The sequence below is a fragment of the Ruegeria sp. HKCCA5929 genome (assembly GCF_013034525.1).
Taxonomy (GTDB): Bacteria; Pseudomonadota; Alphaproteobacteria; order Rhodobacterales; family Rhodobacteraceae; genus Ruegeria.
Genome location: NZ_WQGE01000007.1, coordinates 39450 through 61850, shown reverse-complemented (window position 1 = coordinate 61850; position 22401 = coordinate 39450). Strand labels below are relative to the sequence as shown.

20 protein-coding genes are annotated in these 22401 nt (G+C 55.9%); 16 read left to right on the top strand and 4 right to left on the bottom strand.

From position 1 onward, the window contains the following. Positions 1–15 precede the first annotated feature (15 nt). Positions 16–2196, top strand: coding sequence for a catalase/peroxidase HPI (katG, locus tag GOV90_RS16425; RefSeq protein ID WP_171095072.1), 2181 nt, complete (start codon positions 16–18; stop codon positions 2194–2196). 133 nt (positions 2197–2329) lie between these two features. Here the strand turns inward: katG and GOV90_RS16420 are convergent, their stop codons facing one another. Then, a complete protein-coding gene (locus tag GOV90_RS16420; RefSeq protein WP_171095071.1) occupies positions 2330–3073 on the bottom strand; it encodes an FHA domain-containing protein in 744 nt (247 codons plus the stop codon). After that, positions 3070–3621, bottom strand: a complete 552-nt coding sequence (locus tag GOV90_RS16415) for a hypothetical protein (RefSeq protein ID WP_171095070.1) — start codon at positions 3619–3621, stop codon at positions 3070–3072. Before GOV90_RS16415 ends, GOV90_RS16420 begins: the two co-directional genes overlap by 4 nt. 161 nt (positions 3622–3782) lie before the next feature. Here GOV90_RS16415 and GOV90_RS16410 point away from each other — a divergent pair, with 161 nt between their 5' ends. The 13 genes from GOV90_RS16410 (at position 3783) to GOV90_RS16350 (ending at position 17935) form a co-directional block, all read left to right on the top strand. Continuing rightward, positions 3783–4487 (top strand): hypothetical protein, encoded by a 705-nt coding sequence (locus GOV90_RS16410; RefSeq protein WP_171095069.1) that lies wholly within the window; start codon positions 3783–3785, stop codon positions 4485–4487. A gap of 59 nt (positions 4488–4546) precedes the next feature. Next, the gene (locus GOV90_RS16405; RefSeq protein ID WP_171095067.1) at positions 4547–5014 is read left to right on the top strand and encodes a hypothetical protein; all 468 of its coding nucleotides are present in this window, start codon (positions 4547–4549) and stop codon (positions 5012–5014) included. Positions 5015–5090: 76 nt separating this feature from the next. Beyond that, complete coding sequence (locus GOV90_RS16400; protein ID WP_171095064.1) at positions 5091–6608, top strand: FHA domain-containing protein; 1518 nt, start codon at positions 5091–5093, stop codon at positions 6606–6608. Positions 6609–6643: 35 nt separating this feature from the next. Further along, positions 6644–7258, top strand: a complete 615-nt coding sequence (locus GOV90_RS16395; protein ID WP_171095062.1) for an FHA domain-containing protein — start codon at positions 6644–6646, stop codon at positions 7256–7258. A gap of 5 nt (positions 7259–7263) precedes the next feature. Further along, on the top strand, positions 7264–8472 hold the full coding sequence (locus tag GOV90_RS16390; protein ID WP_171095060.1) for a protein phosphatase 2C domain-containing protein: 1209 nt from the start codon (positions 7264–7266) through the stop codon (positions 8470–8472). 8 nt (positions 8473–8480) lie between these two features. Beyond that, positions 8481–9575, top strand: a complete 1095-nt coding sequence (locus GOV90_RS16385; protein ID WP_171095047.1) for a serine/threonine-protein kinase — start codon at positions 8481–8483, stop codon at positions 9573–9575. 5 nt (positions 9576–9580) lie between these two features. Next, on the top strand, positions 9581–10837 hold the full coding sequence (locus tag GOV90_RS16380; protein ID WP_171095045.1) for a trypsin-like peptidase domain-containing protein: 1257 nt from the start codon (positions 9581–9583) through the stop codon (positions 10835–10837). After that, positions 10818–11549: an ATP-binding cassette domain-containing protein gene (locus tag GOV90_RS16375; protein WP_171095043.1), complete on the top strand. Its 732-nt coding sequence runs from the start codon at positions 10818–10820 to the stop codon at positions 11547–11549. The genes GOV90_RS16380 and GOV90_RS16375 overlap by 20 nt, the downstream gene beginning before the upstream one ends. Further along, entirely contained in the window at positions 11549–12739 is a 1191-nt protein-coding gene (locus tag GOV90_RS16370) for an ABC transporter permease (RefSeq protein ID WP_253284778.1), read from the top strand. Before GOV90_RS16375 ends, GOV90_RS16370 begins: the two co-directional genes overlap by 1 nt. Next, positions 12732–14363 carry an SUMF1/EgtB/PvdO family nonheme iron enzyme gene (locus GOV90_RS16365; protein ID WP_171095040.1) on the top strand — a complete coding sequence of 544 codons (1632 nt, stop codon included), beginning with the start codon at positions 12732–12734 and terminating at the stop codon, positions 14361–14363. The genes GOV90_RS16370 and GOV90_RS16365 overlap by 8 nt, the downstream gene beginning before the upstream one ends. 17 nt (positions 14364–14380) lie before the next feature. After that, entirely contained in the window at positions 14381–14641 is a 261-nt protein-coding gene (locus GOV90_RS16360) for a hypothetical protein (protein ID WP_171095038.1), read from the top strand. An 8-nt stretch (positions 14642–14649) separates the two neighbouring features. Further along, positions 14650–15981, top strand: a complete 1332-nt coding sequence (locus tag GOV90_RS16355) for a serine/threonine-protein kinase (protein ID WP_171095037.1) — start codon at positions 14650–14652, stop codon at positions 15979–15981. Between the two features lie 13 nt (positions 15982–15994). Beyond that, entirely contained in the window at positions 15995–17935 is a 1941-nt protein-coding gene (locus GOV90_RS16350) for a vWA domain-containing protein (protein WP_171095035.1), read from the top strand. A 54-nt stretch (positions 17936–17989) separates the two neighbouring features. On the opposite strand, the gene GOV90_RS16345 is transcribed toward GOV90_RS16350, so the two are convergent. Together GOV90_RS16345 and GOV90_RS16340 are read right to left on the bottom strand one after the other, a co-directional pair. Next, positions 17990–19774 (bottom strand): ABC transporter ATP-binding protein, encoded by a 1785-nt coding sequence (locus GOV90_RS16345; RefSeq protein WP_171095033.1) that lies wholly within the window; start codon positions 19772–19774, stop codon positions 17990–17992. Positions 19775–20064: 290 nt separating this feature from the next. After that, positions 20065–21003, bottom strand: coding sequence for a cytochrome c family protein (locus GOV90_RS16340; RefSeq protein ID WP_171095032.1), 939 nt, complete (start codon positions 21001–21003; stop codon positions 20065–20067). A gap of 96 nt (positions 21004–21099) precedes the next feature. Here GOV90_RS16340 and GOV90_RS16335 point away from each other — a divergent pair, with 96 nt between their 5' ends. Further along, on the top strand, positions 21100–21624 hold the full coding sequence (locus GOV90_RS16335) for an RNA polymerase sigma factor (protein WP_253284777.1): 525 nt from the start codon (positions 21100–21102) through the stop codon (positions 21622–21624). Continuing rightward, positions 21621–22358 (top strand): hypothetical protein, encoded by a 738-nt coding sequence (locus GOV90_RS16330; RefSeq protein ID WP_171095030.1) that lies wholly within the window; start codon positions 21621–21623, stop codon positions 22356–22358. Before GOV90_RS16335 ends, GOV90_RS16330 begins: the two co-directional genes overlap by 4 nt. Positions 22359–22401: the final 43 nt, after the last annotated feature.

The window sequence follows — 22401 nt, the reverse complement described above, 5'->3', positions numbered from 1 at the left end:
CTCAGGAGATTTACAATGGACGGTAACCCTCACAATCACCAATCCGGCGGCTGCCCTGTAATGCATGGCGGGAACACAGGAACGGGCAATTCTGTCACCAAATGGTGGCCGGATGCGCTGAACCTGGACATTCTAAGCCAGCACGACACGCGCACCAACCCGATGGATGCGGATTACAACCACCGTGAAGCGGTCAAAGGTCTGGATTTCAAAGCCGTTCGCGCCGATGTCGAAGCATTGCTGACCGATAGCCAAGACTGGTGGCCGGCGGACTGGGGCCACTATGGCGGCCTGATGATCCGTTTGGCGTGGCACTCGGCCGGCTCTTATCGCCTGGGTGACGGTCGCGGCGGCGCGGGTTCGGGCAACATCCGATTTGCTCCGCTGAACTCGTGGCCAGACAACGCCAGTCTGGATAAAGCGCGCCGTTTGCTTTGGCGCGTGAAAAAGAAATACGGCAACGCACTGTCTTGGGCTGACCTGATCGTCCTGTCGGGCACTGTTGCGTATGAATCGATGGGCCTGAAAACCTTTGGTTTCGGTTTTGGCCGCGAAGACATCTGGGGCCCGGAAAAAGACGTGTACTGGGGTTCGGAAAACCAATGGCTGGCCCCGTCCGAGAGCCGCTATGGCGATCTGGAAACACCCAGCACGCTGGAAAACCCGCTGGGCGCAGTACATATGGGTCTGATCTATGTGAACCCCGAAGGTGTGAACGGTAATCCTGATCCGGCACGTACCGCTTTGCATATCCGTGAAACCTTTGCTCGTATGGCTATGGATGACGAAGAGACTGCAGCGCTGACATGCGGTGGTCACACGGTCGGTAAGGCGCACGGCGCGATGGCAGGCGACAACATCGGTGCCGAGCCCGAAGCCTGCCCTGTGTCTGGCCAGGGCTTGGGTTGGAACAATCCTGATCAGAACGGCAAGGCGACCAACGCGTTCACATCAGGCATTGAGGGCGCCTGGACGAAAGAGCCGCTGAAGTTCGATATGGGCTATTTCGACTATCTGTTCGGTTACGAATGGGAACTGGGCAAATCGCCCGCTGGCGCGCATCAGTGGCAGCCCATCGACATGCCGGAAGATGAAAAGCCGGTCGACCCGACCGACTCTTCTGTCCGCCGGATGCCGATGATGACCGATGCGGATATGGCGATGAAAGTTGATCCGGCCTACAACGCGATCTGTCAGAAATTTATGGCCGATCCGGACTATTTTGCGGACACCTTCGCCCGTGCTTGGTTCAAGCTGACCCACCGCGATATGGGCCCACGTGTTAACTACTATGGTCCGGACGTTCCGGCAGAAGAGTTGATCTGGCAGGATCCGATCCCTGCAGGTTCGACCGGATATGACGTTGATGCGGTCAAGGCAAAGATTGCGGACAGTGGCCTGACAGCGGTCGAGATGATCACCACCGCCTGGGACAGCGCCCGCACCTTCCGTGGGTCTGACAAACGCGGCGGCGCAAATGGTGCGCGCATCCGTCTGGCACCGCAGAAAGACTGGGCGGGCAACGAGCCTGAGCGTCTGGCAAAAGTGCTGGGCGTGCTGGAGCCAATCGCTGCTGAAACCGGAGCGTCGGTCGCTGATGTGATCGTTCTGGCAGGTAATGTCGGTCTGGAACAGTCGATCAAGGCCGCAGGCTTTAATGTCACGGTTCCCTTCTCGGCTGGTCGCGGCGACGCGACAGACGAACAGACCGATACAGACAGCTTCTCGGTGCTCGAGCCGCTGGCTGACGGGTTCCGAAACTGGCAGCTGAAAGAATACGCCGTGTCGCCCGAAGCGATGATGCTAGACCGAGCGCAATTGCTGGGCCTGACGGCATCTGAGATGACCGTTCTGGTCGGCGGCCTGCGTGTTCTGGGTGCCAATCATGGCGGATCGGCGCATGGTGTCTTTACCGACCGTGTCGGACAGCTGACCACTGACTTCTTCGTCAACCTGACGGATATGTCGCTCAGCTGGCATCCGGTCGAGGGTGGCACTTACGAGTTGCGTGATCGCGCATCCGGTGAGGTTAAGTTCACTGCCACCAGTGCTGATCTGGTCTTCGGCTCTAACTCGATCCTGCGTGGCTATGCCGAGGTCTATGCTCAGGATGACAACGCCGAGAAGTTCGCGCGCGACTTCGTTGCGGCCTGGACTAAGGTCATGAACAACGACCGGTTTGATCTGGTCGCCTAAAGTATGAAAAATCCAGGCGAGGATTCCCTCGCCTGGTTTTCTGTTGAAAGTCGTTTAACTGGTTCAAGGTGGTTCCCAGCCAGCGAAACTAAGCTGGAGCGTTTGGTCCTTGAAACAGAGGTTTATGATCGCATCACCGCAGCACAGCGACCGTTATATTCCCAACACGGAACCGACCGTCTGGTGCCAGAGGCATCCATTTTTCGGGTCCAACCCGGCGACCACCTGTCCAGGTGCCGTTGGAAGAGTTCATGTCCCGGATGTACAGAACACCCTTCTTTTCAACCCTTAACACACAGTGTTGGCCCGAAGCTTTTTCGCTGCGGGACAGTGCCAGGTCTGCCCAGTTTGGATCGCGGCCAATCTTGATTTGATGGGATTTCTGCAAGCCCGCCACCTTCCGAAACTCGATGACCTTGCCGCGATCCGGGCCATCCATTACGGCAAGCTGCCAATAGGCTAGGGGGCGCGGTGCCATGGGACTGTACCATGTCACCTCAGCCGCTCGGTCATATCCCGAAACGGCATTGGGGTTCATTCCTGTAAGGCCCAGAGACATGATCTTTTTGACGGCGCGGGTGGATCGCCGCACAGGTGAAATGGGTTTACCTTGCTTGTCCCGCATGTTCAGGCGCATGGCGTAGCGCCCAAGACTCAGCCCACCTAGGAACCCTTCGCAGATCAGCCAATAGATCAGTACAAGAGCCACATAGAGCCCGATCGGCAAGGCCAGGCCAACGTGACGCAATCCCAATTCCTGACGCAGGACAGGTTCTATGGTTGCCAGAACAAAGCCAAGAAACATGAAGTCCAGGATTGCGGCCGCGCTCAGCAAGCGCGCCGCGCTCTTGGAATCTAGTGGACCACCAAGCTTCATGTGCCTGCTCCCAACAGTGTCAGTGCCAAGAACAAGGCTGAACCAATCGAAAACAAAAGCAACGCATCGCATTGAACACGCAGTATGCGCTTGCTTCTTGAGGACGCGCTCTGGAAATGAAATCCGGCGATCCAAAGGGCCAGTCCGGTTCCGGCCACGGTGAACAACAAGGTCTCGGACAACACCTGATGGCGAGGAGCAATTGCAAGCCAGTCAGCCGCCCCGACCATCAAGCCCCCCCAAAGCAGAGCAACAACATATGCTATGAAACTCAGCGAGTCATTTCTGGTGCGACCAAGCTTTCCAACCAAGGCCCCAATCCCCCATCCAAGGGCTGCTGCAATCAAAAGCAGAAGAGTGAGTCGCACCGGTAGCGAGAGTGAAGAAACCTGAACATTAAATACGACACTTGTGGTATTGTTTGCTAAATTGGAGGTAATTCCGAGAAATGCCAACAATGCGCCAATTCCGGCGCCAATGTTGCCAAGAAAAGAAAAAACATCATTTGCAAGAGAGATTTTGTCTCTGACTTCAAAGGGTAATTTCATATTGTAACCAAGCTTAGAGAGAAAGTGTCCATAATATAAGCCGCACCAAACTTCATCGATTTTTGTTAATCACGCGAACACGCGAATCGTTGATTGAAAATAAAAAGTATGTGAGTTCATAATCAACTACGAAGAATAATTTATGTGTACGGAGTTACTTGATGCGTTCAGTCGCTATTTCCATTTTTGCCGCTTTTTCATTGCTACTGTCAGCCTGTACTGAAGAAACAATTCAATCTGCCACATCGTCGGCAGTTGCGGGTAAGACGCAGCAGGAAAAGCAACTTGAGAAACAGGTGCGCAGCCTTGATCAGGTTTCAAAGGATATCATCGTGAACAATACGGTGCAGGGCGCACTGGCCGGTGCCGCAGTGGGCTGTGGTGTGGCCTTGCTGCTTGGCGGCGGTGCAAGTGATTGTGCCGCTGGTGCAGCGGCAGGCGGCTTGATCGGTGGTGTCGGCGGCAACCAGGTTGGTAAGAAAGCTGCAGCCAAGAATGTTGATATCGTCAACAGCAAGGCCGTACTGGCAAATCTGTCCAACGTGAGCAATCAGCTGAATTCGGTTCAGTCAAACCTGCGTTCGGTTCTGGCGTCGCAAAACGCCGAGTTGAAGTCTCTGCGTCGGCAGCTGGACGGTGGGCAACTGTCACAGTCCGCTTACAACAAGCGCGTCAACGCGATCAAATCGAACCGTCAGGTTGTGTCGAACGAGCTGAAGCGCAGTGAACAGAATATGGACAAAACGATTTCCGAGTTGCGCACCGCATCCAGCAAGGGGCAACCCGGTCTGGGTGGCGCAACCAACGCGGCAGTCAGCAATAAGAATCGCCTTGCGCGCACACGTGCGTCCATCAATCTTCTTTAAGAATTTCTTTGACCCGCGCCTGGCGACAGGCGCGGGTTTTCTAATCATAAGTGTGTAAAATGAACTCTGATCTTTTTCGTTTCTCGAAACCGCTTGTACTGGTTTCCGTCATCACAGTAGCGGGATGTACAGGGTCGACTGACCCGACTACGGCAACACTTTTCGACAACATCGCAAACTTGAACTCGGGTGAATACGACCGCCAGATCGCGCAGAACAAAGCGCAGGCGGACGCTATCCTGGCCCAGAACAAAGCGGCTGAACAGCGTAACGCACAGTTGGCAGCACAGCGTGACGCCAACCAAAGCGAGATTAATGCGCTGCGGCAGCAGATTGCCGATGTAAAGGCGCAAGGGGCCAAGGCGCGTGCCGCGTCGGCATCGGATCCGGCCAAACTGCAACAAGTGCAGGCGCTGGACAGCCAGCTCAACGCTGTTGAACGGGATGTTGCCGCAGGGGCCAGCCCATCTGTGGTGCGTTCGGAGTTGAGCCGGATCAAGTCAGCCTACCGCGCGCTGTCAATCTGATACGAAACACGTCAGGTCGGCGCTTGTCGACGCATGCGACGACCGGGACGTCTTGCCTGAGGGGGGTCTTGGGATCGTGACCTACGGAATTTCTCGCACATTTATTGCGGTTGCGGCTGCAATGTTTTTTGCAGGCGCGGCCACCGCGCAAGACGGTAAGACACGCGCGCCAGCGACGGGTCTTGCCATTCTCGATTGCGCTCCTGCAAAGCCCGCGCCAGAAGACAGTTGCCTGGTGCGCGTCCCTTCGGGCAACGAACGGGGTGGCATGAGCTTTCGGTCGTTGGGCGACAGCCAAGCCGATTTTGAGTTCGTGAAAGACGTTGATGAAATCCCCGGAAACCTGACTCTGTCCGCCACGATGGTTCTGATTGACCTGTCGGTCGGGGATCGCAGCGGTCGCGTACGTAGTTGGACCCGAGAGCGCGACCTCATTTCACGCGTGGTAGCCAACCTGCCACCGGATGAGAAAGTGGCGATCTACGGCTTTGGCAACGATATTGTCGAGCTTTCGCCGTTCTCCACCAGTCGGTCTCGGGCCGAAGACGTAATCGATGGGCTGGAAATCAAAGAACAGAACACGCGTTTGGTGGCGAATTCCACGCGGGCGATAGAACTGCTGAGCGAGCAGGACGATGTTCTTCTAAAGAACCTGATCCTGATCACTGATGGCGACGAAGAAGGTCTGGCCACGGTCGAAGAAATTTCGGAAGCGGCGGAAAAGGCTGGCGTGTCGGTCTCTGCTTTGGGGATGTTCTGGCGCGCGCAAGGCAATGCGCGCACCACCCGCGGCATAGATGTTTTGAAACGTCTGACCGACCCACAAAACGGGTTGATGGAAGAAGTTTTCCTGCAGAACCAGCAGACGGCAAACACTGTTGTTTCCAGTTTTATCCGCAGCTACGGAAACGCTGTCAAAGGCTCTGGGCTGATTGTGCCGGTTGGTGATCCGGCCCCGGCACGGATCACAATTGACATGATTGAACCGGTGGTTGGGCAGCCTGGTCAAACCCAGACCAAAAGCTACTCGGCTGAATTCCAGCCCGTAAACGTTGCAGCGGTAGAACCGGAGGAACCAGCCGAACCCGCTGAGGAAGAACCGCTGATTTTTGGCCTGCCTGCGCTTTATGTCTATATTGGCGCTGGTGTTATTGCCCTGCTGGCCCTTTTGCTGGCGGTTTTGCTTATGCGCCGGGGTGGCACCGAAGAAGAGGATGATCTGGACGATCTTGGTCCGGATGATCTGCAGGATGTAACGGAAATGCCTGCGCAAGACAGCGCACCGACCGCAGCATATGCACCACCTCCGGTAGCTTATCTGGTGCGTGTCGATAACGGGCATCGCTTCCCGGTTCCGGCCGGCCGTTCGACACTGGGGCGCAGCAGCACTAACGCAGTGGTCATCCCTGACGGTGGCGTGTCGCGTGTCCATGCCGAGCTGAGCGGAACTCAGGACGGGCGGTTTACGCTCAGCGATCTAGACAGTCTGAACGGCACGCTTGTGAATGACCGCAAAATCAAAGGCGCGCAGAAGATTAATGTAGGTGACACTGTGGGCCTTGGGTCCGTACGCCTGAAACTGGTCCGGGCATAGGCCGCGGGATCAACTGAACAGGAAAGGTGAAAATAATGGGAAATGACAACAAAACCAGCTGGCTGTTCGACAAGGACGAAGAAGAGCTGAGCGACGTGGATTTCGGCTCGGATGAAGGGTTTACCGAGAGCATTTCTCCGTCCGACAACGAGCCGACACACGCGATTGGCGGGTCGTCGTTCAGCGAAGCTCCAACCGAATACGTCGAATCCGAGAAAACTCAGATTTATCATGGCGGGATGTCCAAAGAGTTTTCGGGAAAGGCCGAGTTCGATCCTATGGTCGATCCCATCACCGGATGGCTGGTCGTGGTCAAAGGTCCCGGCCTTGGCCAATCGGTCAATCTGGGCTCTGGCATGAACACTTTGGGCCGGGATGGTGATGAGCGTGTGGCCCTGGATTTCGGCGACAAGATGATTTCCGGCAAGGACCATCTGAGGGTTATCTTCGATGACGCAAACCGAGTGTTCTTCGCGGCGCCGGGGACCGGGCGGAACATCAGCCGGATCAACGGCCAGATCGTTGCAACGACCATGCCGCTGGAGAATTACGCGCTGATCGAGTTGTCGAAACAGACGCATGTGCGCTTTGTGGCCTTCTGTAACGAGGATTTTGACTGGTCTGAACTGGCCGAAAGCTCTGACGACTGATCCAGATGACAATCATCAGCGGCAAACAGAGCCTAGGTCAGCGAGAGAACCAGGAAGACACGTTCGACATCGTTTTTCAAAACGAGCGCGACCCAAAATCCGATATCCTCATGCTGGTCGCCGATGGAATGGGCGGCCATGCCGGGGGCGAGGTGGCGGCAAATCTGGCGCTGTCGGTCTTTAAATCTCATTTCATCGAAGGTTCGGTTGCACCGCGCCCGCGTGAACGACTGCAGGATTCGTTGACCGCAGCGAATGAAGCACTGCGTCAGAAGATCGCCAGCCAGCCCGACCTCAAGGGTATGGGTTGCACGCTGGTTGCTGCACTCAAACTGGGGGATCGTCTGGTTTGGGTTTCCGTAGGAGACAGCAGTCTGTTTTTGCTACGCGACGGGAGGTTGAAAAAGCTGAACGCAGATCATTCGCTTTATGGCGAATTGCTGCAAATGGTGGCCGCAGGCCAGATCACGCAAGAAGAGGCGGACAATCATCCACGCCGCAACGCGCTGCGGTCTGCGCTCATGGGCGATCGGATCTCGTTGACGGACGTCAATGCAATAAGCCTCAAGCCCGGTGACGTGGTATTGGCGTGTTCGGACGGGCTGGACACTTTGCCCCAAGCCGAAATCGCTAGCGTTCTGCAAAACGGCAAAAGCAGAGATATGCGTGGCGTTGCCTCGGACTTGCTGAACGCGGTCGAAGCGAAAGGCAAGCCCAAGCAGGATAATACAACCGTTGTTGTTTATGCTCATGTTCAAGATGGCATGAGCAGTATGCTGCGCGGCAGCCAATGGGCTTTCAACGGTGCAGAAAACAATAAGAAAACGTTGAAATATGCTGCAATTGGCCTTGGCGCTTTGGCGATTGGGGCCGCTGTTGGCGCGCTCACCTTCAAAGGCGAAGAAGTGGTCGAGTCCGAGCCTGATCCCGCGCAAGAGACGGCGGCACCGTCTCAGGAAGAGCGTAGCATAGGCGATCGTTCGGTTACGACCGATCCGGAACCGTCAGATGACACATCGGATGGGGAACAGATCGCGCCGTCTGACGAGGCTGACACTCAGGTGCCTGAAGTTGAGCCGGATGCGACAGACGAAAGTGATACGGATGAAAGCAATGCACCAGCTGAATCATCTGAACCCGCTGAGGATCAAACGCCGGACGAAGTGACCAATCAGGACGAGCAACCGTCCTCAGGTGGAATAGATCAGGAGTAGCCCCGCCCGTGTCCGTTCACTTGCCAAAGGGAGAAACCTTTGCCGGCTACGTCCTGGGGGACGTGCTGGGGCAAGGGGGCTTTGGCATCACCTATCAGTCGCGAAATCGGGAAACCGGTGAAAGGTTCGCGATCAAGGAGTATTTTCCGGCAGACTATGCGAACCGAGGGCCCAACAATGCAGTTGCTCCGACGTCAGAGGGGCGGCAGCTGTTTCACATGGGGCTGGAGGCGTTTCTGCAGGAGGCCAATTTGCTGCGTGATTTGCCACAGCAGCAGGGCCTGATGCGCGTGCGCGCCGCTTTCCGCAAACACGGTACGGCCTATTGTGTGATGGAGTACATCCATGGCGACCCGCTCGACCGGATGATGGCGCGTATGATCGATGCACGCGGATCGGTGCCGCAGGAACTGGTAAAGACTTTTCTGCGGTCTATGCTCGGGGCTTTGGATGCAGTGCACAAGGTGGGTGTTGTGCATCGGGATATGAAGCCAGCAAATGTCATGATCCGAAAAGATGGTCAGCCTATCCTGATCGACTTTGGGGCCGCGCGTTTAATGGGAAAATCCAGCGGGCTGGCGTCAATGTTCACGCGGAAATACGCAGCGATTGAACAGTTCCCCCCCGAAAAGACGGGATTGGCTGGCGGCGTACATGAAGGACCGTGGAGCGATCTATTCGCGTTGTCGGTGATCCTGTACGAAATGGTATCCCAAAGTTTGCCGCCCAATGCGGAAGAGCGTTGGCAGGATGTGCGTTCTTCCGGGCGTGACCCGTATGTTCCCGTGCGTCAAAATCTGGTCCGCAACAGGGTGCAGGACACTTATGATGACGCCCTGCTGAATGCGATTGACTTGGGGTGCAAGCTTTTACCGCGAGATCGCATTCGAACCGCGCGTGACTATGCAAGGGTCGCAGAGATTGATCTGGACGTGCCCCAGATCAAATCGCAACAGCCAGAGCCTAACGTCACACGAAAACCAGAGATGCGCAAAACCCGGCAAAAGCGTGGCCGGTCGGGTGGGCACAAGGCGTCTTTGCTGGTGTTGTTTTTCATTCTGGTCGTCGCTCTGGCCGTGATTGCTTATGGAACCTTGATGTGAATGTAATGATTGTTCTTCGAGTTTTTGTGTATTCCGTTCTGTGTTCGGTATGCTTTGGAGCCTCGTTCGCTTGGTCCCAAATCCAATCAGAAGTGGTTGCTGTGGCCGATGCAGCTGTTGGTCGTGTGGTTGTGCAATATGATGGCGGATGGGGCACCGGCTCGGGATTTGTTCTTGCGCCACTGCCCGACGACGACGGGTATTACTTTTTAACCAACCACCATGTCATCGACGGTGGCACGGGGGCCTTTGTTGGGTTCAAAGAAGGAAACCGGATCTACAAATACGACGTTCAGGTTGCCTATGCATCGTTCGAAAAGGACATGGCGATCCTGAAAATCACGCCGCAGGAAAGCTTTGGGCACACGCCAAACATTCTGGCAGTGCGTGTCGGCACCATCAACAAAGGCGAACAGGTCGCTGCCGTTGGGTTTCCGGGCACGTCGGACGTGTCGAATGACAGTGGCAACGAATTGGCGTTTTTCGAAACCACGCTGACGCAAGGAGCTGTCAGTAAAGTGTCGCCAGGCAAAACACAGCGCAACCGTGGCACGCAAGAGATTGTGCAGCATACCGCCGCAATCAACCCCGGCAACTCGGGCGGGCCGATGATCGATTTCTGTGGCTCGGTTCTGGGGATCAATACGGCTGGAGTGGTGTTGAATTCCGATGGCGAGACACCGGCCAACGGTACCTTCTTTGCGCCGTCTGCCAACTCAATAGTTGGATTTTTGCAAGACAGTAACGTACCTTTCACGCGCCACAAGGCTGGCTGTGATCCTGACAATCCGACTATTGTGTCGGGCGGCGGGGAATCGGACAGCACTCTTTTAATCATTCTCTCGGTCCTGTGCGGTGGCGGCGCTTTGGTGATCGGCGGAATGTATTTGGTAGCTTCGAGAAAGCGGGACGATGCCGAAGACACGCCCAGCCGCGGTGCCGCTGTCGTCAAGCCACGCGGGCGGTCCATTCTAGCGGTCACAATGGCCGGACGATCCGCGCAGTTCAGTGCGGCACAACTGCAATCCGGTGTGACCATAGGTCGGGCGAGTGAAAACACGCTGACAGTCACCGACCGCAACCTAAGCCGTCGTCATGCAAGTCTTTCGTTGCAGGGGCGCAAGATGATGCTGACGGATCTGGGATCGTCCAACGGCACCAAGGTCGATGGGCGTCGGCTGAAACCAAATGAGCCGGTGCAAATTAACACGAAGTCCAAGGTCGAATTGGGAGGGATCGCTCTTGTCCTCAAACGACCCTGACACCGTTTTGTCGATCCGAAACCTTGGCATCGAACGGGCGCCGGGGTTCTTTGTTGTGATCGAAGAGCTGGATTTGAAAGCGGGCGAGACCATCGTCTTAGATGCAGTCAGTGGTGCCGGCAAAAGCACGGCCTTGGGTTTGATCGCCGGGGCGTTGCCGTTGGTGGATTTGCCGGACATGCGGCATGAAATCGCTGGCGTGCAGGTCGCGCCTGACACGCCGCGTGCTGCATTTGCCGGACCCGACCGGCTTGGCTTTGTTTTGCAAACCAACACCTTGGTTCCATATCTGAACTTGCTGGAAAACATCGAACTTCCCGTACGGGTGGCCGGGCAGGCACCGGATGCCGAGTGGAAGGATCACCTGATCCGGGCACTGGGGCTGGGCGATTACAAAGCACGCAAACCCGGTCAGTTATCGGTTGGTCAGCGGCAGCGCGTGTCAGTTGCGCGGGCTTTGCTGGGTCGACCCGCGCTACTGTTGTTGGATGAACCGGTCTCAGCACTGGACCCTGCCAATGTGGCCGAGGTCGAAGGGCTGATCGTGCATCTGGCGGCCGAGGCTGGATCGGCCGTTGTCTTGGCCAGCCATCAGGCCCAGACCGGGGACTTCGCAAACGCACCCCGCGCGGACCACCGGCTGATTGACCATCAGGGCCAATCCTATTCCATCTTTTCTACGGCAGGCCGCGTCGCGGCGCGGGTGGCGTGATGCTGAAGATTCCTGCGAAACTGGCTCTACGGGAACTGCGGCACGATTGGCAGTCGGCCCTGTGCTTCGTGGCCGCCTTGGCAGGTGTGCTTGGCCCGTTGTTGATCATTCTGGCCCTGAAGAACGGTGTCATAGGCACCATGGTCGGGCGCTTGATCGAGGACCCTTCAAACCGTGAAATCCTGGCGATCGGGGCGGGACAGCATGATGCAGCTTTTTTTGCCGCCTTGGGGGCACGTCAAGACGTTGGGTTTATTGTGCCTGCGACCCGCTCGATCAACACGTCTGCCAATGCTGTGCGAAATGAAGCGCAGCGAAAATTGGAACGGGCAGTTCCTCTGATCCCGTCAGCTGCCGGGGATCCTTTGATTGACGGTGAAGCTGTTTCGCCCGGCACTGTCTGGGTTTCCGACAAGTTGGCCCAAGACCTGTCGGTGACGGCAGGGGACACTTTGGACATGATCATTGGTCGCGAAGTTGATGGGCAACGCGAGAATGCACGGCGGGATCTGACGGTCATCGGTGTCGTTCCGGCAGAAATCTGGCCTCGTTCAGCGATTTTTCTGTCTGTGCCCGATCTGTTAGCCGTTGAAAGGTTTCGGGACGACCTGTCGGTGACACCGGGGAACTGGACGGATCCGGTGTCAGATCCTGACAGCTATGCGAGTTATCGCCTGTATGCCCGAACGTTAGAGGACATTGCGACTTTGTCAGCGCATCTTACCGATCTTGGCTTGCAAACGCGTCCGCGGGCCGAAAACGCAGCACTTTTGTTGTCGTTTCGCCGGAATTTGAACCTTCTCTTCACGGCAATTGCCGCCTTGGCGATGTTTGGGTTCTGGGCCGCAATGTCGGCCAACCTTCGCGGTATGGTCGAACGTCAACGGGTAATTTTCAGTCTGTTCTCGATGCTGACCATGCCAGACCGTCAACGTTGTGTTGTTCCGGTGGTCCAAAGTTTGACACTGGTTCTGGGGGGTGTTGTCGCGACCCTGGTCCTTATCCTTCCGTTTCTTTTGGCCATCAACGCCACGTTCGAAACCGCGCCCGGAGAATCCGTCGCGCGCCTGTACCCCGGCGACATTCTGGCAACGCTGGTTTTGGGGGCGGTAACCGCTGTGACTGCAGCAATCTGGGCCGTGTTTGCCGTTCGCAATGTCGAACCACAGGAGGTTCTGACCCATGCTTAAACCGTCTTTTTCCAAAGTGGCTGCGTTGACTTGTTTGCTTGGTTGTTCCGCTGCAGCACAGGCGCAGGACATCACCTGGAAGGAAAAGTACTTTAACCCGCAGCCTGCAGAAGGGGATCTGACCCTGCCTATGCCCTGTGGGGGCGCTATGACGTTCCGCAAGGTAGCGACACCAAACACGGATGGGGTAATCGGTGACGTTTCAGTTGTGCTTGGGCAGGAGGGAAGCGATCAGCCCTATTTGAACGGTCTGCGCCGCGCTTTTGTTTCGGGTGCGTTTGCGGATGACGATGGGGTGGCCAAGGGCTATTTCTACATGGCCAAATATGAGCTTGCGCAAGCGCAGTGGGACGTTGTCATGGTCGGTTGCCCCGACAAAGAACCCCGCCGTCGTGCCTTTGTGCCTGCCGTCGGTCAAACCAAGCTGGACTATCAGCGGTTTGCCGAAACCTACACGCTTTGGCTGATGCAGAATGCGCCGGACAGTTTGCCCCGCGTTGGTGAGACGCGCGCCTATCTGCGGCTTCCGACCGAAGAAGAATGGGAGTATTCGGCGCGCGGCGGTTTGGCCGTGGATCAGGCGCTGTTTCGCGCGCCGCTGCCGCCCGTCCCCGATGGTACGCCGCAGGATGAGTTCATTGCGCACGGAGGTACCGCCTCGGCTGGCGGTAAATTGCAGGTGATGGGATCGCTGCGCCCAAATCCGTTGGGTTTGCACGACATGTTGGGCAATGCCGCCGAGATTGTCGGTGATCCGTTTGCTCTGGTGCGGCATGGGCGTTTGCACGGTCAGGCAGGCGGGTTTGTGAAGCGAGGAGGGGATGCCCGGACACCATTGGCGGACATTACCTCGTCGACCCGGTTCGAGGTGCCCCCGTTTGATATCTTGTCCAACACGGCCTCTGCCGACAGGTTCACAGGCACGCGTCTGGTGTTGCAAGGCTTGGCGATTACCTCTGCCGATCAGGATCAGGCGCTCAAGGACGGTCTGGACCAGTTGGCGCGCCCTGATGAAGGTTTGGCAGTGGCCGCAAGTGAGCAGGAGGCAATGGACCTGCTGGACGAAATTTCGAGTGAGACACTCTCGGATCGGACCAAAACCCAGTTAGCCGTGATCAAGGACACTCTGAACCGCGGGCGCGTGGAACGTAACGCGCAACGAGATCAGTCGATCCGCCTGATCCTGACCTCGGGCGTGTTGGTGTGTGGGCAAGGTATCCGGCGGTATCTGAATGCGTTGATCTCATCGCTGACCATTCAGCCCGAGCTGGACGCGCTTGAAAACGAAGCTCGTCAAAGCGGCGACCAGGCGTTTCTGGAAGAAGTTTTGATCGCGAAAGAAGAAGCCGCTGCAAAACTGGCCGAGCTGGAAGCCAAGGCAAAGGCCGATATTGTTGAGTACGCCAACCTGATTGAAGGTCTGGTCGATCAATATTCGCCTGTTTTGCTGCGTAAGCAGATTGATTTTATCTACCCGACCGAAGCCGAACGGGGCCGCGAGCGTGCGACCTGTCTGGCGATGGTGCAGGACCATATCGGTGCGCGCTCGGTGGCTGGGTATTCGGACTTGGATCAGATTGCAGACGATTTTCAGGCGGTGGCCCTGTCGTTTGTCGAAGAATGAATTGGAAAGGTTGAACGATGCGGGATGTATTAAGCAAATCGCTTGAGGTGTTGGTCTGGATTACAGCCGGACTGTCCATTGTGTTTTTCTGTTTTACGGCCATAGCGATGCTGCGCCTGTCTCCGTTGGGTCCGGATACGACTACGATCATTGCAGCATTTTTGACTGTTGTTTTTGGGATCACCTCGTCTTTGGTGTTTGCTGGCATCTGTTTTCAGATCATGGACATTCGCACCTTCACCAAACACAGCGCCATTAGCCTGAAGAACCGGAGGTAAGGGGGGTCATGGAACACTCGGTACTGGGTCTGAAACCCGGCAGCGTCCTGCAAGACACCTATGAGATCAAATCGCTTTTAGGCGAAGGCGGCATGGGCGCCACATTCCGTGGGCTGAACCGGGCCAGCGGGCATGAGGTGGCGATCAAGGTGATGACGCCCAGCTTCGCCAAGAACCAAAAAGCGGTGGACCTGTTCCGGCGCGAGGCGAACCTGTTGCGTACCGTTCGCAGCGATGCGGTGGTTCGGTTTGAAACCTCGATGCTGGACAAGGATGGCCGCCTGTTTCTGGTGATGGAATTTGTTCCGGGGCACCCGCTGGCACATTACCTCAAGAAAGGCGCCCGGTTGTCATCTGACGATGTTTTGAAACTGGGTTTGCGATTGGCCGAAGGTTTGGAAGCGATTCACAAACTGGGTATCGTGCACCGTGACGTAGCCCCCGATAACGTCATGATTTCGCATGAGGATATCAATCAGGCAAAATTCATCGACTTCGGCCTTGCTTCGGACAGTGTTGGAACAGACAAGTCGATTATTGGTGACAGTTTCGCAGGAAAGCTGCGCTATTGTGCGCCTGAACAGCTGGGGTTGTTTGGAAATAAGGTCTCTGCGGCGACAGATGCCTATGCTTTGGGTTTGGTCCTGATGCGAACTGCAGGATTGGAATTGCCGGGCGAAGGCAAAGGGTTCGCAGCGGTCGAAGACCGCAAAGTGGATGTGAAAATCACTGACCCAAAAGTTGCTCCTGCCCTAAAATCGGTTCTGGAGCATCTGCTGAAAGCCGATCCCAAGGATCGCCCAACTGACCTGCCGGGATTGTTCCATACCGCGCTCAGTGGAAATTCCCCGACACCTGCACCTGCTGCTGCCGCGCGCAAACCGGCGGCGGAGGAAGAAGCATCTGGTGGTAACAAGCTTCCTTTGATCGCAGCCGGGGTCGTCGGACTGATCGCGATTGCAGGCGCGGCATGGTATTCTCTGTCGGGTGCAGGTGGATCATCTGCAAAGGTCAATGAATCTGTTGAGATCGCGCAAGAGGCGGTTGCAGCGGACAATCCTTTGACCGCGGCGCGTGATCTACTGGCCGCTGGCGGCGCTCAGAATCTGGATGCGGCTCTTGGGGCGTTAATTGCAATCAGCAACGATCAGGAGATTTCGCAACAGGATCGCGCCTCGGCCAATATTCTTATTGCGGAAATGTATGATCCAAAGACGCACAGCACAGTGACGTCGCCTTTCCCGCGTCCCGATACGTCTGCTGCGCGACGCTATTATCAGCGGGCCGCTGACCTGGGTTCAGACCCGGCACGGGAAGCTTTGGATCGATTGGGTGAGTGAGGAGACGGTTAAGATGTTGAGACGGATACTACCCTTGACGGCCCTGCTGGCTGCGTTGGCTGTGCCAGCATTGGCGCAATCTAAATCTCCGCTACCGATCGAAGGCAAAACAAGCCTGTTCCAAAGGGTGCTGATCCGCGAGCGGATCGAAGCCAAACCTGCGCCTGACAGTGACGGCACCGCTGCGGCGTTGTCTCCGCTACAGGTGTTTTTTGTCTACGACCGCGACGGTGACTGGATGCAGATCGGGGCCAGCGATCAGGGCGACGACCTGATGTGGATCCCGGCAGCGGCCTCCATCCCCTGGAACCAGAATATTGTCGCCACACTGGAAGGCAGCGACAATGTCGGGAGGGTTTTGTTTTTCAATGATATCGACCCGATTTACGACATCATCGAAAGTGAAAATCCGGCTGGTTTGGCCAAGGATGCAAGGGATGAAGCCTTAGCTGCGGAACAAGGCGGGGAACCGTCGGAAACCGTTATCGCGCTTGGTCCGCGAGAAACGATTGATCAGCGGCAAAACCTTTACGTCATGCCGATCCTTTCCACCGAAGAGGCCGTGTTTGACATCGGCCCCTTTGTCAATCTGTTGCAAGTCGCTGTAGCCAGCGCCAACGCGCCGAACACGCCCTTGCCATCAGATGACGCGGGTGCAGGTGACTTGAAAACGGCAGTGGTTTTTGTTGTGGACACCACGATTTCGATGGAGCCCTACATCCGGGCAACCCGCGATGCCCTGCAAGAGGTTTATCGTGAAGCTGCCGGATCCGCAGCGGCAGACGCCGTCAGCTTTGGGCTGGTGGGTTATCGCGACAGCCTCGAGGCCGCGCCGGGTCTTGGCTATGACGTTCGGACTTTTGTCGACCTTCAGGAAGGGCTGAACGTTGACAATTTCCTGAATGGTATCGACCAGATGCAAGAAGCGGATTCCAGCAGTAAGAACTTTCGCGAAGACAGCTATCACGGGATCGAGCATGCACTGGAAGATATGGATTGGAGCGGCTTCGGAGCGCGTTTCATCGTATTGGTGACGGATGCAGGCCCCCGTGAGTTCGATGATCAATACTCGTCTACAGGTCTCAGCGCGGAAAGTCTGAACAGGATTATCCGTGAACGGATCGGCGGCGCGATGGCGGTTATGCATCTACGTACTGACCGTGGGGCGAAAGACCATCCGTCGGCCGAAGCAGCTTACAAACAGCTGACGGCGTTTCCGAATTCGGCACCGTTATACTTCCCTATCCAAAACGGTGATCCTGAGGTTTACCGGGAAACTGCCCGTACGTTGGGTGCAATCGTTGCTCAGCAAACATCTTCCTATCGACGGAGTGGTGGGGATGAGATTTTGGACGAAGATGCCGTCAGCGATGAGGGCGACGGTCGGTTTTCGGGGCTCAGTACTGCCGGTCGGACCATGCAGTTGGCGTATCTTGGCAAGACAGAAGGCGCGCGTGCACCGGATTTGTTCGAAGCTTATGTGGCGGATCGCGACTTTGACCGCACCGGCTTAAAGCCGTTGTCGATCCGGTTGCTGATTTCCAAAGCCGATCTGAGCAACCTGGAAGAAGCGCTGCGGATCATCGTGGACCAGGCGGAACGCAACGTGGTCAATCCCGATCAGTTTTTTGCGCAGGTTCTGGGCGTGGCTGCGGATATGAGCCGGAGACCTGATCAGGTGTCGCGGCAGTCGGACCCCAGCCTTGCGGAAGCTGTGGCTTTGGACGAATACCTAGCGGACTTGCCTTACAAATCTCAGATTATGGCCATCACCGAAGACGATTGGGTTCGCCTTCCGATTTCTGAACAACAGACCATCGTCAACGGGCTTTATGACAAGATTGAGCGGTACCGCCGATACAATGAATCCACCGATCAATGGGTTGATTATCTTGGCGCAGGCCCGCAGGCAGGCAATCTGCTTTACCCGATGCTGTTGGATGATCTGCCATAGCCCCGGGCACTTAGTCTCGGGACATGAGTTCAGAATACACGGTTGAAGTCGCGGTTATTCCGCGACTTCTGGAGCGGGAATGTGTTTTTTGAATTGTTGATCAAACAGTGTTCGGAAACTACCGCTTTTCTTCATCAACTGATCCAGATTGCCCTGCTCTACGATTGCTCCATCCTGAACCACGATGATTTTGTCTGCCTCAAGCACTGTCGAAAGACGGTGTGCGATTACGATGACTGTGACGTTCTGCGTCAAGGCATCCAGAGCCTTCTTGACCAGAGACTCCGATTCAGCATCCAAGGCGCTTGTGGCTTCGTCCAACAAGAGAATTTCGGCGTTGCGCAGTATGGCACGCGCAATGGCGATCCTCTGTTTTTGGCCTCCTGACAGGAAGGTTCCATTTTCACCCACCTGAGTGTCGTATCCGTCAGGCAAATCCATGATGAAATCATGCGCATGGGCTGCTTTGGCGGCTTCAAATACTTCTTCATCGGACGCTTCCGGAGCCGAACAACGCAGATTGTCCATGATTGACGCCGAAAACAGGAATGTGTCCTGACCTACGTATGAGATCTTTCGGCGCAAGGAGGCAAAGCTAACTTCCCTCAGATCTTGCCCGTCGATCTCAACAACGCCTTCATCGGGATCATAAAACCGCATGATCAATCCGAACAAGGTGGATTTACCACCGCCGGACTGGCCAACAAGGGCTGTTGTCTTACCTGCTTCGAACGAGACGTTCATATCTTCGATCACAGGCACCGCACCTTGATACCCAAAGGTCACGTTGCGCAGGGCAATATGACCCGGCCCCTCGGTTAGGTCGCGGGCGTCGGGGCTTTCGGTCATCGTGTCTTCTTGGTCCAACAGACCAAACAACATGCTGACACCCACCATATTGGCTTCAATCTGGACACGCATACGCGACAGGCGTTTCGCGGGTTCGTAGGCCATCAACAAAGCGGTGATAAAGGACATCAACTGCCCGGCTGTCGGCTGTTCGGTACCCGCGATGCCCATTGTGCTGACAATAAGCACGCCAGCAACGGCAAGGCCTGCCAGAAACTCCATAAGCGGGCTGGCGATTGCCTGCAGTCTGGCAATGTCGTTCGAGCGTTGCTCAACTTTGCGGATGGCTGTCTCCATCCGGTCGATCATTCGATCTTCCAGCGAAAAGACCTTGATGACCTTGATGCCAGCCGATGTTTCTTGAAGGACGCGAATGATTTCGGCCAGCGATTTAAACTCAGCCTGCATGATTTTGCGCACGCTTTTCAGAAGATACCGGACCCCCAGCAAAGCAACAGGACCCACAACAAAGAACATCACCGAAAGAACGGGCTGCTGATAAACCATGACCGCAACAAGCCCGACCAAAGTCAGGGCGTCGCGGACAAAACCGGTAACAAGTACATCGATCAAGCCGCGGGCAGATTGTGCACCGTTTGTTGTACGCATCAGCAGGTCTGACGATTCATTTGCAGTAAAGAAAGAAACGCCATGGCGAAGCAGTTTTCGGTAAACTTTTTCCTGCTGTTGCGCGACGATTCGATTGCCTGCGCGCGCGAGGTAGTTTGCCTGAATATAAGAGGCAATCGCTTTAGTCAGAAACAGCAATACAACGGCCAGTGCGATGACTTGCGCCCATCCCCGCAGTTCTGGGCTGGTCATGGCATCAACGATGTACTCCATCATATAAGCCGATCCAGCAGTGGTGACAGCCACCATGATCATCGCCAAAATCGCAATACCATACAGTGGGCCTTGCTCGTAAAAGCTTTCGCCTACAAGGCGGCCCATGTAGCCTGATCGCCATTTTTTCCAGGCGCGCGTTATCATTGCGTTCTCCAAATCGTGAAACGGTGCGCACGTTCAGATACCCTAATTCTTCCCGGGCCAAAAGGGCAGATACCGGGCTGCGTCAGTGCGGCCCATGTTAGCTGCCTTTCGTGCGCAGCCGTAGATGGGGATTGCAATGGTATCAAACAAGTGCAATGCGCCAATTATCGCCGATTTCCCTATTTTAGAGCAGAACGAGTTGGACTCGTTGCAAAAAACGAAATGGGAACTGAACCGTTGTTGCGCGACGGTGCTACGAAACTTGTCGCGAAGTCGGCGCTTGGAAGAGCTTAGCCCTCTTGCTGCAGATACGCCATCAGGTTCAATATATCGTCTTCTTTTTTCAAACCGGGAAACTGCATCCGATTGCCGGGCAGAAATGCCTTTGGATCGGCAAGAAACGCAGTCAAACTCTCTGGCGTCCACACAATGTCGGCGTTCTGTAGCGCTTCGGAATACCTGAATCCTTCCACCTGACCTGCGGACTTTCCGAAAATAGCGTGCAGGGACGGACCGACGCCGTTACGTCCTTCGTCTAGCTTGTGACAAGCGCTGCATTTGCGAAAAACCTTTTTTCCGGCTTTGGCGTCCCCTGACACTGATGTTGCGCTAACCGCTGTTGGTGTCGTGGGCTGTGATGCGGCCTGTTTGCCGTCTGAATGAAACACCAGCCGCGCCGTGATGGGTACTGTTCGGGTGATGCCAGGAAGGTTGGCCAGGTCCATCAGTTTGTCGACGCCCGCATTGACACCGGCGTCCTCAGTGTTGAGGAAAACCATGTCATTGGTCGAGACCAATACAGATGTTTCAGACAACCGGGCGACAAACATCTCGGTGTCAAAGGCAACCTCTGTTCCGGCCAGCGTTAGGACTGATGCGGCATCCACCGTCGTGGTTTCTCCGACGGCCAGCCCAGACACCTCGGCCATGTCAAAATCTGCCTTCAGAGTTGCGGTGCCCGCTTTGCGAAAGACAAATTCAATCATCCGTTCGTTTCGAATGTCGATATTTGTCTCGACCGTTGACAGGTCGATTTCGATTTCTGCACGGCCGTTTTGGGTCACATGCCCGCTGAGTTTGGTGAAGCTGTTAACCTCGCCAACAGAGTTTTTCTTGATGCTTCCGTAAGCCAGATGTGAGTTGTCGCTGTCCAGCGTCCAATTGTCTGCCAGAACAGGCGTTGCAACAATCGTCGACGCAATCGTGACTGCTTTCAACAGAAGTTTCATTTCAATCCTCCAAGGTTTGTGACACTTTTGCCCCGGCGGGCGTGGTCCGTGAGAGACAAACACACACAGGTCGCGATTTATTCGATGAGTGCCGAAATGACTTCTGAACAGGCCGTCCGCGACGCGGTGCAGACGCATTCGAAACGCGTCTGGCGGTTTGCGCTGGCTTTGTCAGGGGCATCGGACGTGGCGGACGATCTTCTGCAGGCCACGTGCCTGCGCGCGCTGGAACGCCATCATCAGGTCACCTCGCACAACCGTCTGGACAGCTGGTTGATGACGATTTGCCGCTCAATCTGGTTGAACGAGGTCCGGTCGCGCTCGGTTCGGCGGGCACAGGCCTTGTCGGTGACGCCAGAAGCTGACCTTGTGGCCAGCGGACCGGATTCAGAAACGAATATTTTCGCGACTGAAGTGTTTACACAAGTGATGCAGCTGCCAGAAGCGCAGCGGGAAACGGTTATGCTTGTATTCGTTGAAGGGTACAGCTACCGCGAAGCCGCTGCCATGCTGGAAGTTCCCATCGGTACGATCATGAGCCGGCTATCGAACGCCCGGCAGAAACTGAAAACCGTAATGCAGCTTGATGCGGCTGACGCCGCGCGACGGAGTGGCAAATGACGTTTTCCGACGAGACGCTGTTGGCGTATCTGGAAGGCACACTGGACGAGACTCAGAGCCGCGCCATCGAGGCCGCGGTTGAAGAAGATTCTGAACTTGAACGCCGCCTAATGGCGTTGGACCCGTTCGCGCCAGTGATTCAGAAAGTTTTCGAAACACTGCCTGCCGAAGCGCCGAAGATAGAATTACCCGAATCCGTGGAGCAAGCCACAGGCGGTGGGATATTGCGCCTTTTTGCTGTGGCTGCGAGCGTCGGAGTTGCGGCCGTTGCCCTGACGTTTTGGGCCACACGTCCAGCAGATTTGGGCTGGGCGCAGCAAGCGGCGATCTATCAGTCGCTTTATGTGCCCGAGACAATTGCCTCTCTGGACAGTTCCGAAGCGTCACTGAACAAGCAATTTGAAATGGCCGAGGCCGAGCTTGGACGGTCTTTGAACCGTGAAACGCTGGAATCCTTGCCAGGTCTGGAGCTTAAGCGGGCGCAGGTTCTGTCTTTCAAAGGCAAGCCTTTGATCCAGGTTGTCTTTGCAGATGAACAGGGTCAGCCATTTGCGTTCTGCATAATTCGTCAGGGACCTGACGCACCGCCCGCTGAGATCAAGCAAGCGGTGCTGAGCGGTTTGGCGACGGCCACCTGGGCTCAGGACGGCTATGGGTACATGTTGTTGGGAAGTTCTCCGCAGACAGATTTACAAAGTGAGCTGGACGTTCTGACCCGTACTTTTGCAGGTTGATCAGAAACTCTTGCAAAGCCTCTTGTGAACAGTGGCAAATGCC

Excerpts from the sequence above, each read along its gene's own strand:
- katG (WP_171095072.1), top strand. The coding sequence starts at position 16 with ATGGACGGTAACCCTCACAATCACCAATCCGGCGGCTGCCCTGTAATG.
- GOV90_RS16420 (WP_171095071.1), bottom strand. The coding sequence starts at position 3,073 with ATGAAGCTTGGTGGTCCACTAGATTCCAAGAGCGCGGCGCGCTTGCTG.
- GOV90_RS16415 (WP_171095070.1), bottom strand. The coding sequence starts at position 3,621 with ATGAAATTACCCTTTGAAGTCAGAGACAAAATCTCTCTTGCAAATGAT.
- GOV90_RS16410 (WP_171095069.1), top strand. The coding sequence starts at position 3,783 with ATGCGTTCAGTCGCTATTTCCATTTTTGCCGCTTTTTCATTGCTACTG.
- GOV90_RS16405 (WP_171095067.1), top strand. The coding sequence starts at position 4,547 with ATGAACTCTGATCTTTTTCGTTTCTCGAAACCGCTTGTACTGGTTTCC.
- GOV90_RS16395 (WP_171095062.1), top strand. The coding sequence starts at position 6,644 with ATGGGAAATGACAACAAAACCAGCTGGCTGTTCGACAAGGACGAAGAA.
- GOV90_RS16390 (WP_171095060.1), top strand. The coding sequence starts at position 7,264 with ATGACAATCATCAGCGGCAAACAGAGCCTAGGTCAGCGAGAGAACCAG.
- GOV90_RS16380 (WP_171095045.1), top strand. The coding sequence starts at position 9,581 with ATGATTGTTCTTCGAGTTTTTGTGTATTCCGTTCTGTGTTCGGTATGC.
- GOV90_RS16370 (WP_253284778.1), top strand. The coding sequence starts at position 11,549 with ATGCTGAAGATTCCTGCGAAACTGGCTCTACGGGAACTGCGGCACGAT.
- GOV90_RS16365 (WP_171095040.1), top strand. The coding sequence starts at position 12,732 with ATGCTTAAACCGTCTTTTTCCAAAGTGGCTGCGTTGACTTGTTTGCTT.
- GOV90_RS16360 (WP_171095038.1), top strand. The coding sequence starts at position 14,381 with ATGCGGGATGTATTAAGCAAATCGCTTGAGGTGTTGGTCTGGATTACA.
- GOV90_RS16355 (WP_171095037.1), top strand. The coding sequence starts at position 14,650 with ATGGAACACTCGGTACTGGGTCTGAAACCCGGCAGCGTCCTGCAAGAC.
- GOV90_RS16350 (WP_171095035.1), top strand. The coding sequence starts at position 15,995 with ATGTTGAGACGGATACTACCCTTGACGGCCCTGCTGGCTGCGTTGGCT.
- GOV90_RS16345 (WP_171095033.1), bottom strand. The coding sequence starts at position 19,774 with ATGATAACGCGCGCCTGGAAAAAATGGCGATCAGGCTACATGGGCCGC.
- GOV90_RS16340 (WP_171095032.1), bottom strand. The coding sequence starts at position 21,003 with ATGAAACTTCTGTTGAAAGCAGTCACGATTGCGTCGACGATTGTTGCA.
- GOV90_RS16335 (WP_253284777.1), top strand. The coding sequence starts at position 21,100 with ATGACTTCTGAACAGGCCGTCCGCGACGCGGTGCAGACGCATTCGAAA.
- GOV90_RS16330 (WP_171095030.1), top strand. The coding sequence starts at position 21,621 with ATGACGTTTTCCGACGAGACGCTGTTGGCGTATCTGGAAGGCACACTG.